Source organism: Alicyclobacillus hesperidum subsp. aegles, assembly GCF_027923525.1.
Taxonomy (GTDB): domain Bacteria; phylum Bacillota; class Bacilli; order Alicyclobacillales; family Alicyclobacillaceae; genus Alicyclobacillus; species Alicyclobacillus aegles.
Genome location: NZ_BSBJ01000009.1, coordinates 38,522 through 51,903 on the forward strand (window position 1 = coordinate 38,522; position 13,382 = coordinate 51,903).

Consider the following 13,382-nt stretch of genomic DNA (forward strand, 5'->3'; position numbering starts at 1 on the left):
AGATGCCCCGTTGTTCACCAGCGGGGCACCCGTCCTCGTTCTACCTTATCCAAAGAATGATGGCATACCGGCTTCCAATTTTCTTTCGCTTGTGGTATGGGTTAGTGTCTGATGTCGGTGTAACAGCTCTTGCAGGCGCGTTCTGGTCGATGCATCGATATCGAATTCCGCACCATACTGAAATACGCCATTTTGAAGTTCATGTGCCCAGACCACATAGCCTTCCACTTCGATGTTCACTTCTGCTAACGAGTAACGGAAGCGCAGACGAAGTTCGCGTCGATCAGGTGGAAACCGAAGCTTGGACAAAAAACTGATGCCGCCCGCGCCAGCGTCGACAATAGAAACCTGCGTGTAACCCAGAGACAGCGGTTTGCCTGCAATGGACGCAAGCGTCACTTCGCCAACCAGCGGCTCGTCAAACGAAACTCTGACATACCGGCGCCGATTCTTTGCCGCTCGCTCCACCGTGTCTGCTGATGCGGGTCTAATCGATGGCTGCGCGAGCAGGTGCTCAAAAGCGGTTGCCGGAACAGGCTTACTATATAAGTAGCCTTGCACTTGATCGCAACGTTCGCTTTGCAAAAACGTAAGTTGATCCACGTTTTCGACGCCTTCTGCCACCACCGTGAGTCCCAGTTGATGCGCGAGTTGAATGACGGACTTGACAATCTGTGAAGGCGCCCAAGCGTTTGGCAGGTGATCGATGAACGACTTGTCTAGTTTTAATCCATCTAATTGAAATTGGTTCAACCAACTCAGTGACGAGTAGCCCGTGCCAAAGTCGTCAAAATAGATGGCGACCCCAGCTTTGCGAAACGCCTGAATGGTGTCGATCACGGTCGGATCGTTAGGCATCACAGACGTCTCGGTGATTTCGAATTCGATGGCCGACGTAGGAACGCCCCACTCATCCAGGATGGATAAGACGGTTTGTACAACATCTTTTGCTTGAAACTGTTTCACTGCGACATTGACCGAAATTTTGATGGGTGGATAACCCCTGTTTTGCCATGCGCGAAGCTGTTGGCATGCTGTACGGATCACCCAATAGCCGAGATCGACAATATACCCTGTTTCCTCCGCGATGGGGATAAACTCTACAGGTGACACCAATCCCCAGACAGGGTGTTCCCAACGGATCAGTGCTTCGGCAGCAACAATGCGTCCGCTTTGTGCGTCCACCCGGGGCTGATAATATAGACGAAATGCGTCATTTGCCAGGGCATCACGCAAGTCGTTCGCGAGAACAAACTGTTTGTATGTATCGGTGTGAAGTTGAGTTGAGTAGGTCTGCACGCTATTCTCACTTGCATCGTTTGCACGGTGTAAAGCCACACCGGCACGTTGCACCAAGGTCGCAATGTCATCTCCGTCGTTCGGGCAGAAGCTCATACCGATGTCTGCGTCAAGGTAGATGGTGTGTCCCGCAGACGCAAACGGCTCTTCAAACGCGCGGAGCAGTTCGTTCGCCAAAGCGAACATCGTCTGCGTGCCGCGCTCTTGTTGCCGGACCATGATAGCGAATTCATGATCCCCGATGCGCGCGCAGATGTTGTCTTTGGGCAACCGGAAGCGAATGCGCTCCGCCGCGAGACGAATGACGACATCACCCACCGCATGGCCTAGATTCTCGATGATGCGGTCGAATTGCTGTATGCGCAGAACCATCACAGTAAGCGGGTGATTCGGATCCGATTGGCTGATCCATACAGTTGACTCATGGAAGAATGCCTTCCGATTCAGCAGCCCCGTCAGTTCGTCATGTCGCTCAAGAAACTCGATCTGTTGTCGCACCGATCGCGCTTCCGTGACGTCGCGAAAACGAACGACAACGTGCGATTGACCACCTGGGCTTACCCACGTAAATAGAGATGCGAGACAGTGTCTGTATTCTCCGGAACGGTGTTGGAAACGAAGTTCCATGTTGAAGGCATCTGACACGGAGTTGCCAACTCGCTGGCATGCCATCTCAAACTCCTTGCGATCCGCAGGATGCACAAGCATGGGCGCAGATAACTGACGCGTTTCAGATGGATCCATGCCCAGGACCTCTTGAACTGCCGCGTTCGCGTATAATACGTGATACTGTCGATCCAACAACATAAAAACATCGGTAGCGTGTTCGATGAACGGGCGCAGGCGCGCTTCGCATGCCAGCGAACGTTCCATGCTATCGGCTACACCAGACACGGGCGTATACATGGCCAGCAAACCTTTGACGAGGCCATTCTCGTCATAGAGTGGCCCCAAGGCAACGGATACCTTCCTAAGCGATCCGTCTTTATGCAAACGGATTGTGTCGAGCCAGATGGTACCACCCGTTTTCACGATGGTTTGATACAGCTCATGTGTCGCGGATTCCAGGCTCGTGGGTAGGTATGGAACGTGTTGAAAGAGCAACTCGTCTTCAGACCATCCAAAGAGCTGTTCCGTCCACTGATTGATATGGATGATTCCCAACTCGTGATCAAGAGCAACAGCGGCCTGCGGCTGATTGAGCAACCGGCGGTCATGCGCCAAAAACAGGCTTGTTACCGGGGTATCAAGCAGCGTTGTCACGTCGCGGATGGTGCCTTCCAGTCCTGACATCCGGCCATGGTCGTCATACGTGCAACTTGCGGTGTATTGTACAAATTTAATTTGAGTACCAACTTGGATTCGGTAGGTGAAACTGCGTCCGACGCGCTTACCGGAACACAGCATGCGCCAACAGTGCAAAACCAGATCGCGATCTTCCGGCACGATTGCTTCAATGAACCGATCCGGACGCGTGGGTTTCCCATGAGTTTGAAGGCCATAGATTTGATCCATCTCGGGCGAGCAGTAAACCTCATTTTCCTTTAATTTGTATCGCCATGGGCCGAGCATAGGGACATCCCATTCACCTCCATTTTGCTCCGCTTTGCCTCTGAACCGCGAGTACTTCATCATGTTTGTCCCACCCTGTGTCCACAAATGAAAAGGGACAACCGTGACGGCGGTTGTCCCAAACCGAACCACGGCAGCTGGCTGGCATGACTGTCTACACCTGACAGTGTTAGCCCCTATAGCTTTGCGTCCTCTCCGTTTCCGGAGGGTTGCCTTTTTCGTGCTTTTTCTACATCAAACGACAAAGTGATTATTTCGACAAAATCGTGAATAGTCCTTCCGGTTTCGGACAAAAAGTTGCATAAAGTAGGAGACAAATGAAAAGGCATGGCTCGGAGCCATGCCGCATTGGAGGCGAGTCAAATTTAACCTTTCACGGAACCAGCGAGCAGCCCGCGAATGAAATAGCGTCCCAGCAGGATATAGACAATCAAGGTGGGAAGTGCCGTGAGTACGGCGCCTGCCATCTGCACGTTCCACTGAACGACGTCGCTGCCGGATAAGTTTTGCAAGGCAACCGTCACAGGTTGATGCGGTGGCGAAGTTAGGGATACGGCGAACAGGAATTCGTTCCATATGCTTGTGAACTGCCAGATCCCTGTGACCACAAAGCCTGGGATGGCAAGTGGTAACATGATACGCATGAAGACGCCCCAGTAGCCATTTCCATCGATTTGGGCAGACTCGATCAGGTCGTCTGGAATACCGGCGTAAAAGTTGCGAAAAATGAGTGTCGTGATTGGCAATCCGTAAATCGTATTGGTCAGAATGAGACCCGGAATCGTGTTGTACAAATGGATAGCCTGAATGAACTTGAGCAATGGAATTAAGATGCTCTGGTATGGGATAAACATACCAAACAATATGATTGGAAAAACAATATTGGAACCTGGAAACTTCCATTTTGAAAGTGCATAGCCATTAAACGCACCGATGACAGATGATAGAATCGTGGCCACGATGGCCAGATAAAAGCTGTTACCGAGGTTCGGGCCTAACTGTGCCCATGCCGCCGAGTAACTGGCTAACGAGAAATGGTGGGGCAATGCCCACATATGCGCGATATCGACTTCGCTATTTGGCTTAAAGCTGGTTGTCAATAAGACGTAAATAGGGACCAGGAAGATCAGAGAAAAGAAAACTAACAATGTGTATGTTGCACTTTGTCCAACCCGGCGCATTACCATAGTTATTGCCCTTCCTTCCGCAGGCTGTTCCAGAGGTACGGAATCACAAAAATCATCATGAGGACAAACATGACAATCGCGATTGCAGAACCCTGTGCATACTGGTTGGCCTGGAATGTCGTGGTGAACATGTCTAGCGACGGTAGATCTGTGACATATCCGTTGCCGGGGCCTGTCATGGCATAGACCAGATCGAACGTTTTCATCGAGCTTTGCACAAGGATGATGACGACGGTCACTGTGACCGGGCGCAACTGGGGAAACACAATTCGCCAGAACGTCTTCCATCCATTTGCTCCGTCGACATGCGCTGCTTCCTTAATTTCCTCCGGGACAGCGCGCAGGCCTGAGAGGTATAAAGCCATTGCAAAACCTGACATCTGCCAAACACTCGCGATGAGAACGGCAATCATGGCGATGGGAAGTCCAAATTGAATTTGTCCAACGTGGAAACTTGGTACGATGCGCGTGCTGGTATACCAAGCCGGCGGATGGCTTGCGCCCAACGCCTCGAAAATCAAATTGACACCTGTTTTCGGGTTTAACAGCCATTGCCACACAACACCCGTGACGATGAACGACAGGGCCATGGGGAACAAAAAGATGTTCCGGAATATGTTTTCGCCTTTGATTTTTTGATCAACCAAGACGGCGAGAAATAGACCAACGATCATGCATGCCAGAATGAAAAACACGGTAAAGAAAAGCAAGTTGCGAAGGTCAGATTGAAAGCGATAATCCTGGAACAAGATTTGGTAATTTTTAAAGCCCCACAGTTGATAGTCTGGGAGGATTGAGTTCCATTTTGTAAAGGATACATATCCTGTCCAGCCTAAAAAGCCATAGACAAAGATGAGCACCGCCGCGAGAGACGGTACGAGCGTTAAAAACGACCACATCTTATCCCAGCTGAATCGTCTCTTTTTGTGATGTGCGACCGATGGCCGTGCAATGGCCGCAGACTGTGATGTAAGCACGGGTGTTTTCTCCATTCCTTGATCCCCCTTTAGGGCAGTGGTCAAGTACATACCGTACTTGACCACAGTAGAAGCCCCATACGCCTGATTACGAAAGCGGATTTTCCTCAGCCGCCGTGTTCAAAGCGCTGACAAATTCGTTGACGTTCTTGGTGCTGATAAGCATCGTGACTGCTTGGGTAGCCGCCGTTTCAAAGGCTGGATTTGCAGCTTCACCGTTTGCCAAGCTCGGTACGAGGCTATCCTTCTTAAAGTCGCTCATCGCTTCCTTGCTGTACGTGTCAAACAGGTTGACATTTGCATCGGTCCGCGGCGGGATAGAGCCCTTGAGCGGGTTGAATTCGTCCTGCCCTTGCTTCGAAGCTACAAGCTTCAAGAAATCCATCGCGCCCGTCGGGTTCTTTGCACCCTTTGGCAAGCCGAACGAGTCAATGACGTATTCAAAGTCGTTGTTCGTGCCTGGGAATGCAGTCCAACCGAACTGGCTGCCTTCCTTTAAGCCTTTGGACTGGAAGTACGCTTTTGCCCAGTCGCCCATCAGGTTGAAAGCTGCCGAGCCGTCTGCCACCATTTGATCCGCTTCGTCCCATGTGAGTGCGGAGTGGTTCGAGTTGGTATACTGCAACAGTTCCAGGAACGTGTTGGTGGCCTGCTTGACCTGTGGGTTGTTGAACGAAAGCTTGCCTTGCCAGAGCTTATCGTAATTTTGCGGACCCATCGTCGCCAACAAAACGTTTTCCCAGAGCATGACAGAGCCAAGCTGATCTTTGTCTCCGTAAGCCAGCGGCGTTACGCCTTTTGCCTTGAGTGTTTTCAACTCGGAGATGAACTGGCTCATGGTCTTTGGCGGCGTCAGGTGGTACTTTTTCAATACCGCCGGGTTATACCACAACACGTTTCCACGGCCGACGTCGACAGGAACCGCATAGACATGTCCATTCTTAGACAGGTCGTTGATGATGGCTGCCGGAATAACCTTGTTCAACCCCATGCTCTTGTAAAGACTGTCAAGAGGTTGCATCTTGCCGGCGTTGACCCATGCCATCAGTTCCTGTCCAGCGTGAACTTGGAACGTTTCCGGTGGATCGCCCGCTTGCATGCGGCTCGCCAAGACGGCCTTGGCATTCGATCCGCCGCCGCCAGCAACTGCTTCGTTGACGATCTTTTCATGTGGATACTCTTTGTTGAACGTTTTAATCAAGGCATTCAAGCCATTGGCTTCGCCGCCCGCCGTCCACCAGCTAAAGATTTGCACCTGGTTGCTGGTTGTGCTCGCGGACCCGGATGCGGAGCCATTCGATCCTGCGTTGTTGCTAGGTGCACCGCAAGCGGTTACAACACCGAGCGCTAAAACGGCGCCGCCGGCGATGGATAAGTACTTTTTCTTCATCTTAAACCCCCCTGAAAATAGAGCGAGTGATGAGAGATGGAATCGACGGTGAACGCTTACATCGGTTCCGATATCTCTTCTTCGTCGTGATCATAAACTAAGGTGTCGAAAGTTGCAACCTGTTTTTCATTTTTAGCGGTTGATGATGCCGGAATAGCTCGACGACGGTCGGAAATACGGATGGGGTTTTCTTCGATGGTTTAGACAACTTTCTAAAAGGGGAGCATTCATTCGACACGATAGCTGCGCATCGGTCGCTGACATGCAACCCCACAGTTATTTCGACTTGCTGGGTGACAGATGACAAGATCAAACCTCGAGTGTCAATAGTAACGTGCGCAGTTCACTTGCCATTTCACTGAGGCGACCTGCCGTGCGGTTAATATGGCGAATGGCTCCCAGTTGGCCGTTGGCGGTCGAGGCCAGTCCCTGTAAGTGACGATGGACTTGAGCTGCTTCATCCATCAGCCCCTCGATGGTAACCAACCACTGGCGAAGGTCGGACTCGTCATCTGCGTCAGCCGTCTGCGCGAAGCTGGTGATTTCGGCGGTGGCTTGCAGGTGCCACGACATTTTTCCGCCAAGTTCCTGCAGCTTTGAGAACTGGGATGAAATGGACTCGTTTAGATGTTGAATGACGTCTGCCATGTGGAGGGCGCCGTGGGCCGTAAAGTCCCCACTCTCCACCAGTTGTTCAAAATCAGTGTGCAATTCTTCAGCCGTTTGCGCCATCCGTGTAATCAACTGTTGCAGACCGCTGGTCATTCGTTCGAAACTGCGGGCAAGGCTGCCGAGCTCATCACTGCGGCGCGAGGACTTTCGCAAATTGACCACAAAATTCCCCGTAGCAACCTCGTTGACGGCCGACATCATCGCCTGCAAAGGCTTGGACAGGACTTCGCGGGTGAACAACCAAGCAGATAGCAATGCGAGTGCAAGTGCACACAGACCAATGTATAAGATCTCGCTGAGCAATATATGGTTGGAACGCAAGTCACCTGCAATGGACAGCTTGACGTCGGCACTATAGGGCATGCCACCATACCCTGTAAGTGGTACGATCAGATTTATGGTAGTCCCGTCGAGCATGGTTAGTACCTTGTGTTCACCCAACGCGATGGTGCTTGAAGGAGACGCTTGTGTACCGATGCGGTGCGGATTGGTCGACGCGATATCGTACAAAAAGTCGTTGAGTTTGTAAATGTCGAATGATATCAGGTCAGGCTCTTGTTTCTTTAGATTGAGCAACACAGACTCAAACTGATAATCTGGAACATCGCTCAGAAGAGCAGAATCGATAGTTTGGATCATTGAAACCGCTTTCTCCTTGGAGAGTTGAACAATGGTCCGACGACTTTCCACATAGACAATCGTCAATGTTGCAGAGAGAATGACTAAGATGACTACACTGAAGAGAATCACCAATTTTCGAAACAGTGACAAGCAAGCCCCCCCTTAATGGCCACTTCTGTTCGGGCGTCGGACAGCGTATACTGGTACGTAACATGCCTTGCCCAAGAGGCAAGTCTATGAGCACAATGCTAGGGCATTCGCGAAAGCTTTGCAATAGACTCGTACCAGCTAAGGGGTGACCGGCGTTCATGCATGCGAATATCGACGCATCGGCGATGCGCCGGATGAATCGCGCCACGGTTCTCAAACTGATTCGCGACCTGCGGACGACATCTCGCATCGACATCTCGCAGATGACGGGATTGAACAAGGCGACCGTGTCGAACATCGTAGATGAACTGATATCTGAACAACTCGTGTTGGAAGTGGGCTACGGCTCTTCGAGCGGCGGGCGCAAGCCCATTTTACTGCGCTTCAACGCCAATGCGGCATATGCTGTCGGTGTGGACGTTCAAATTTCCCATATGACGACCGTTGTTTGTAATATTCGGGGAGAGCCTGTCTATCGGCAGGTCCGCCAGACGCCTTTAGCAAGTTCAGGGGATCCGCGTGATCAACTGCTGGATCATATTGCGGACGAGGTTTCGAAAGCGGTTGCGGCCGCTCCCTCCAGTCCATACGGCTTAGTGGGGGCATGTATTGCATTGCCTGGAATGGTCAATTTTCATCGCGGTCTTGTCTATTATTTGCCGAGTTTGTTTGCGGGCGAGTGGGATATTCGCTCACAGCTTGCGGAACGCGTGTCGATCCCGCTATTTTTTGATAACGACGCGAACTGCGGTGCGTGGAACGAGTATATGGGGCAGGCGATGCGGCTGAAGAATCTCGTCTTCGTCAATATGGGGATCGGGATTGGCGCGGGCATCGTGATCGACGGCAGATTGTACCGGGGAAGGGATGGGATCGCGGGCGAGCTTGGCCATATGACCGTCAATCCGATGGGTTCCGCTTGCATGTGTGGCAGTTATGGATGCTGGGAAGAGTACGCATCCGAGCGAGGGTTGCTTCGCTATCTGCGAGAAGCCGGTGCCGATGTTTCGACGGTCGGCGTGGGTGAATCGTTGTTGGAGCAGGCTATTACGCAGGCGCAAAACGATAATCGGGCCTTCATTCGGGCATTTCATGCGCTTGGTCAGCAATTAGGCATCGGGATTGCAAATATCCTGAACGTATTAAACCCTGACGAAGTCATCTTAGGGGGAAGTGTCGTCAAGGCCGCCACGTTTGTCTTGCCGGAAGTGGAGCGTGCAATTAAGCACCGCGCCTTACTTACAAACAAGCAAGTACCCGTGCGCATGGGCAATGTGCACGCGGTTGCCGTGGGTGCGTCATCCCTCGTGATGCACGAGATTCTCTTTGCTTCCGCAGAACCGGCTGCCCCATAGCGGCAGCGCGATCGCAACTCGTTGCACGGCATGGTATGATCGAATTATTAAAACTTGTTTTCTTATTCACATGGCTCTAATGGATGTGTAATGAATGCGAAAAACTGAATTTTGGAAAAGGAGATACCAACGATGAGAGTTTCACTATTTGTGGATGGTGCAAACTACTACTACATGCAAAGAGATAAGCTGAAATGGAATATCGATGCTCAAAAGTTGAGAGATTGGGCGGCTTCCAAGGGCGAGTTGGTCGATGCGTTCTACTATATTGGGAAGAGCGCCCCGTCTGATCTTCGCGAACAAAAATATCTGGATATGCTCGCCTATAGTGGTTATTCGCTTGTAACGAAAGAGATTAAAGAAATCCTACAAGATGATGGCTCAATCACGCGTAAAGCGAATCTTGACATCGAGATCGTCCTCGATATGTTCAATACCATTGACAATTATGATATGGCGATTCTGGTGAGCGGCGATGGAGACTTTGAACGGCCGTTACAGTTGCTGCGTGCACGCGGCAAGAAATTTATCGTCCTATCGACGGCTGGGTTTGTCGCCTCCGAAATCCGCATGGTTGCTGGTATGCACTTTGTCGATGTCGCAAACTTGCGCGACGAGTTGGAACGAATCACGTGAGAACTGCATGTACGGAAAAAGGGCAGGCCAGTTAGGCCTGCCCTTGTTTCATGTCATGTACAGGCCGCTCTCGATGGACCGCTGGTGCCAGCCCATAGGTCAGGAGCGCTGCAAGCGCACTCACGCCAGCCACGCAAAGAAAACCGCGCCCAATCCCGATGGCGTCGTCGAGCCAACCGACAATGGCTGGACCGCCAAACATGCCGAGTGCGTAGATAGCCTGATAAAAGCCCATCGCCGTGGCACGCTTACGCGCCTCGACATGGCGGATCGCGAGTCCCATAAGAACAGGCATACACAGCCCCTGCCCGAACCCGTTGCATGCCTGTGTGATATACAACCATCCCAAATGATGCACAAACGGAATGGCCGCTGTAAACACCATTGCGATCACGAAGCCAGACGCGACAACATTGCGCGGTCCCAACCAGCGGGAGAACGCGCCGCCGCTGTACAGTGACGCGATGGCGTTTGGTAGGGTTGACGCCAGTGTCAACCAACTCAAGTCCATCTTATTGGCGTGCAGCAATGTCGCCGCTGTGGTGGTGAAGCCAAACATCGTCGTAAACGTGACGATCTGCGCGAGTACCGCGAGCGTCGAAACGCCAAGGACGATCCGATCCCGCCCGACGGCGAGCATTTCGCGCGGCTGAATGCCGACGTTGTCGGCGGCTGGTGGTTTGTCCGGGATGCCAAACGCCAACGCGATCCCGATGGCGCCGCCCAAGGCGCCAAGCCAAAACGGCGCGTGCCAGCCAAAGCGTTCTGCCACAATCCCCCCAAGCGTCGAAGCGGCAAGTTGGCCGAGGGAAGTGTAGAAGCTAATCACGCCCATGGCCTTCGGTGCCTCATCCGGCGTGTGATAGCTGGCATAAAGGACGGTGAACACGACCCAGCTTGCGGCTGCGACGCCGGCAAGCAAGCGGAACATTAACGTTGCGGCGACCGAGTGAGTGAGAGCCAACCCCAAACTACTTGCGGCACCCATCGCCACGCCGCCGATGACAAACGGCTTGCGCCGACCTATGCGATCCGACCAGATACCCAGTGGAATCCGTATCAACATCTGCGAAAAGCCATACGATCCGACGATCACGCCCGCCATGCTCAACGTGCCGCCAATCGCGAGTACATAGGGAGATAAAAGGGGCACGTATGTATACGTAGAAAACCAGTATAACATCGTGACACAATAGAATAACCAGAGTCGTTTGGACATGCGGTTGCCCCCTTTGTCGAAGCCGTGAACCGCAAAGGCGTGATTCAATGTTCAGAGCGTGCAACCTTAGCGATCACCTGATGCAGGGATTCGAGCGTATCGACGAGCATCGGGCCACATTGCAAAATTTCCCCCGACCACTCGTAGACGCGGTGGTTGTGTACGGCCGAAATTTGCGAAAATCCTGGACGAGCATAGAATTCTTCGTGTCGGAACGGCTTGCCACACCATGATGCAAACACAATTTCCGGGTCCGCCGCGATCACCTCTTCCGGCTGGATCACGCGCTCCGACGCCGAAAGTCCCCCGGTGGCCTTCGTCCGAAAGACATCTTCGCCACCTGCCAGTTCGATGACATCGCTGACCCAGCCAATGCCGGTGATCAGTGGATCCATCCACTCTTCGAAATACACGCGTGGCCTGCGCGGCAGGCGTTTGGCTTCTCCGCGCACTGCGTCGATCGCCGTTTCTAGCCGTTCGTTGAGCGCAGATGCCCTGTCAGGCGCGCCCACGATGTTGCCAAGGAGCGTGATGGTCGAAAACAGGTCCTGCAATCGTTGGGGGTAAAGGTGAATGACGGTGACTCCGGCTTTTCCGAGCTCGGCCGCCAAACCGTTTTGAACCGCGGAAGTGAGAATGGCGACATCCGGCTTTGTGTCGAGAATCCTTTTGATACTGCCGTTTTGAAACCCAGAGACTTTCGGAATGTTTAAGGCTTCTGGCGGGCGCGTCGTGTAGGCAGAGATGCCGACGACGCGGTCGAGTGCGCCGAGCTCATACAGGATTGCTGGGATTTCTGCGGCGAGGCAGACAATTCGTTCTGGATACATAGAAGATGCCTTCTTTTCGTCAAGGTGCCCGGGCCAACGCCCATATGGGCTCGAGCATCATCCTAACGCACAAAGCGGCGAATCGGTAGGCGTCGTTTGCCGTGCCGATCCGCCGACACTGGCCGTTAATGCTCGACGAGGTTAGACACATGTACGTCGTATTCTTGTTCTGGCCGTTCCAAGGCGTAGACGCGGGCGGTCTCGCTCGCGAGATCGACCTGTTGAATGTAGATACGCTGGCCGTTGTGCGTTACGTTGGCCATGACCGGCGATTCAGAAATTTCCTTGGCGCGACGCGCGTTCAGCATCCGCTGGTCACTCCTTTCATTGCAAATGTGTAAAGGTGCAACTGTAGCGTGTCCAGATACGGAGTGCCATACGCACTTGCGACCATTGCGCAAAATCCTCATGAATTTGCCACACCGTACACAGCGCCGCTCTCCCATTTTGCGCTATGATCAAAAGTGACAATCTTCGACAGGCGGTGTCACGGTGCAAGGGTTCTTTGAAGTTGCCGGCTTGGCTCTACTTATATGGTTTGTCTTGCGCTACCGACGACATGGAGGCTGAGGGGATCACTTATCCCCTCGGCCAAAGCCCCAGTTTAAAAACGCCGGCGTGATGCAAAGGAACAGAAGTCCCCAGTGCGAGGTCACCGCCGATACGACGAGGCTCGCGACAGGGATGGCAATGGAAAGTACCGAAAGCCAACGCTTTGGACTCAATGCAATCACCAAGTCTATGGTATCACAGTTGTTTCGTTACCCAGAGCATGGCGTTCGTCAACAATTGCCGCACGCCAGGGTGTGCGAGTCCCTCCGGTTTATGCGCGGGCGTGATACAACAGACGCGTCCACTGCCATACGAGTGTGCCCAACCAGCTGTGGACGCACCGTCGATCGACGTCGATGACACGAGAATGTCAGTCGGTCCAGAATGCAGTTCGACAAAATAGTGTTCATCCACAATGGTAAACGGAGCGATGCCGTCCGTGATTGGGTGGCTCGCTGGCGTATATGTAACGGGTGCGTTCACTTTTGGGTGCGATACAAAGTGGCCACGCAGCATAGATGTATACGGGCCGGGGACCGGGTAACACGACATGCCGGCATGCCATGCGAGCCAGCCTCCCCCTGCCTCGACGTATTGCACGATGATGTCTGCAGTTCGCTCATCCTGCCAACGCGTTGGGGGGTTCAGGGTGGGATCGACGCGGTCTTCTTTATAGATGACGACAGCAGCAGGCTGTTCCGCGAGGCGATCCGCCAGTTCAGATTCCCGAATTTCAGTATACGTGTATCCTTGTTTGGCAAGTGGTTCAAACATGGCTGCAAACGCTTCCGAAATGGGCGCACTTGGGTGATAGTAGTCCCCGAACACTGCGTAGATCAGCTTGTTCATGTAGGTCCTCCCTCTTTTGGCGCAGTTCTGCGATGATGCAGGCCTCTCTGCGCTAAGACTGTTATGATTATAC

At 52.7% G+C, this 13,382-nt stretch carries 12 protein-coding genes and 1 riboswitch; of the genes, 2 read left to right on the forward strand and 10 right to left on the reverse strand.

Features of this window, described 5'->3' with window-relative positions; translation table 11 throughout:
* Positions 1-45: 45 nt before the first annotated feature.
* The 5 genes from QMF38_RS07275 to QMF38_RS07295 form a co-directional block, all read right to left on the reverse strand.
* Positions 46-2,934 carry an EAL domain-containing protein gene (locus QMF38_RS07275; protein WP_281759028.1) on the reverse strand — a complete coding sequence of 963 codons (2,889 nt, stop codon included), beginning with the start codon at positions 2,932-2,934 and terminating at the stop codon, positions 46-48.
* Between the two features lie 66 nt (positions 2,935-3,000).
* A riboswitch (cyclic di-GMP riboswitch) is annotated at positions 3,001-3,095 on the reverse strand.
* Positions 3,096-3,236: 141 nt separating this feature from the next.
* Entirely contained in the window at positions 3,237-4,058 is an 822-nt protein-coding gene (locus QMF38_RS07280; protein ID WP_006448129.1) for a carbohydrate ABC transporter permease, read from the reverse strand.
* A gap of 2 nt (positions 4,059-4,060) precedes the next feature.
* Complete coding sequence (locus QMF38_RS07285; RefSeq protein WP_281759029.1) at positions 4,061-5,050, reverse strand: carbohydrate ABC transporter permease; 990 nt, start codon at positions 5,048-5,050, stop codon at positions 4,061-4,063.
* A 73-nt stretch (positions 5,051-5,123) separates the two neighbouring features.
* On the reverse strand, positions 5,124-6,425 hold the full coding sequence (locus tag QMF38_RS07290) for an ABC transporter substrate-binding protein (RefSeq protein ID WP_281759030.1): 1,302 nt from the start codon (positions 6,423-6,425) through the stop codon (positions 5,124-5,126).
* A gap of 309 nt (positions 6,426-6,734) precedes the next feature.
* Positions 6,735-7,868 carry a HAMP domain-containing protein gene (locus QMF38_RS07295; protein WP_281759031.1) on the reverse strand — a complete coding sequence of 378 codons (1,134 nt, stop codon included), beginning with the start codon at positions 7,866-7,868 and terminating at the stop codon, positions 6,735-6,737.
* 158 nt (positions 7,869-8,026) lie between these two features.
* Between QMF38_RS07295 and QMF38_RS07300 the strand changes: the two genes are divergently transcribed.
* Both QMF38_RS07300 and QMF38_RS07305 read left to right on the forward strand, forming a co-directional pair.
* Positions 8,027-9,223 carry an ROK family protein gene (locus QMF38_RS07300; RefSeq protein ID WP_281759032.1) on the forward strand — a complete coding sequence of 399 codons (1,197 nt, stop codon included), beginning with the start codon at positions 8,027-8,029 and terminating at the stop codon, positions 9,221-9,223.
* A 132-nt stretch (positions 9,224-9,355) separates the two neighbouring features.
* Positions 9,356-9,859 carry a LabA-like NYN domain-containing protein gene (locus QMF38_RS07305; protein WP_058093788.1) on the forward strand — a complete coding sequence of 168 codons (504 nt, stop codon included), beginning with the start codon at positions 9,356-9,358 and terminating at the stop codon, positions 9,857-9,859.
* A gap of 31 nt (positions 9,860-9,890) precedes the next feature.
* Here the strand turns inward: QMF38_RS07305 and QMF38_RS07310 are convergent, their stop codons facing one another.
* The 5 genes from QMF38_RS07310 to QMF38_RS07330 form a co-directional block, all read right to left on the reverse strand.
* Positions 9,891-11,078 carry an MFS transporter gene (locus QMF38_RS07310; RefSeq protein WP_281759033.1) on the reverse strand — a complete coding sequence of 396 codons (1,188 nt, stop codon included), beginning with the start codon at positions 11,076-11,078 and terminating at the stop codon, positions 9,891-9,893.
* 44 nt (positions 11,079-11,122) lie between these two features.
* Positions 11,123-11,908: an ABC transporter substrate-binding protein gene (locus tag QMF38_RS07315; protein WP_281759034.1), complete on the reverse strand. Its 786-nt coding sequence runs from the start codon at positions 11,906-11,908 to the stop codon at positions 11,123-11,125.
* A gap of 125 nt (positions 11,909-12,033) precedes the next feature.
* On the reverse strand, positions 12,034-12,216 hold the full coding sequence (locus QMF38_RS07320; protein WP_006448121.1) for an H-type small acid-soluble spore protein: 183 nt from the start codon (positions 12,214-12,216) through the stop codon (positions 12,034-12,036).
* A 267-nt stretch (positions 12,217-12,483) separates the two neighbouring features.
* Positions 12,484-12,645, reverse strand: a complete 162-nt coding sequence (locus tag QMF38_RS07325) for a hypothetical protein (RefSeq protein WP_281759035.1) — start codon at positions 12,643-12,645, stop codon at positions 12,484-12,486.
* A 10-nt stretch (positions 12,646-12,655) separates the two neighbouring features.
* Positions 12,656-13,309, reverse strand: a complete 654-nt coding sequence (locus tag QMF38_RS07330; RefSeq protein WP_281759036.1) for a ThuA domain-containing protein — start codon at positions 13,307-13,309, stop codon at positions 12,656-12,658.
* Positions 13,310-13,382 lie beyond the last annotated feature (73 nt).

Bases quoted from the DNA above. Each gene is read 5' to 3' on its own strand.
- QMF38_RS07275 (WP_281759028.1), bottom strand. From the start codon at position 2,934: ATGATGAAGTACTCGCGGTTCAGAGGCAAAGCGGAGCAAAATGGAGGT.
- QMF38_RS07280 (WP_006448129.1), bottom strand. From the start codon at position 4,058: ATGGTAATGCGCCGGGTTGGACAAAGTGCAACATACACATTGTTAGTT.
- QMF38_RS07285 (WP_281759029.1), bottom strand. From the start codon at position 5,050: ATGGAGAAAACACCCGTGCTTACATCACAGTCTGCGGCCATTGCACGG.
- QMF38_RS07290 (WP_281759030.1), bottom strand. From the start codon at position 6,425: ATGAAGAAAAAGTACTTATCCATCGCCGGCGGCGCCGTTTTAGCGCTC.
- QMF38_RS07300 (WP_281759032.1), top strand. From the start codon at position 8,027: ATGCATGCGAATATCGACGCATCGGCGATGCGCCGGATGAATCGCGCC.
- QMF38_RS07305 (WP_058093788.1), top strand. From the start codon at position 9,356: ATGAGAGTTTCACTATTTGTGGATGGTGCAAACTACTACTACATGCAA.
- QMF38_RS07310 (WP_281759033.1), bottom strand. From the start codon at position 11,078: ATGTCCAAACGACTCTGGTTATTCTATTGTGTCACGATGTTATACTGG.
- QMF38_RS07315 (WP_281759034.1), bottom strand. From the start codon at position 11,908: ATGTATCCAGAACGAATTGTCTGCCTCGCCGCAGAAATCCCAGCAATC.
- QMF38_RS07320 (WP_006448121.1), bottom strand. From the start codon at position 12,216: ATGCTGAACGCGCGTCGCGCCAAGGAAATTTCTGAATCGCCGGTCATG.
- QMF38_RS07330 (WP_281759036.1), bottom strand. From the start codon at position 13,309: ATGAACAAGCTGATCTACGCAGTGTTCGGGGACTACTATCACCCAAGT.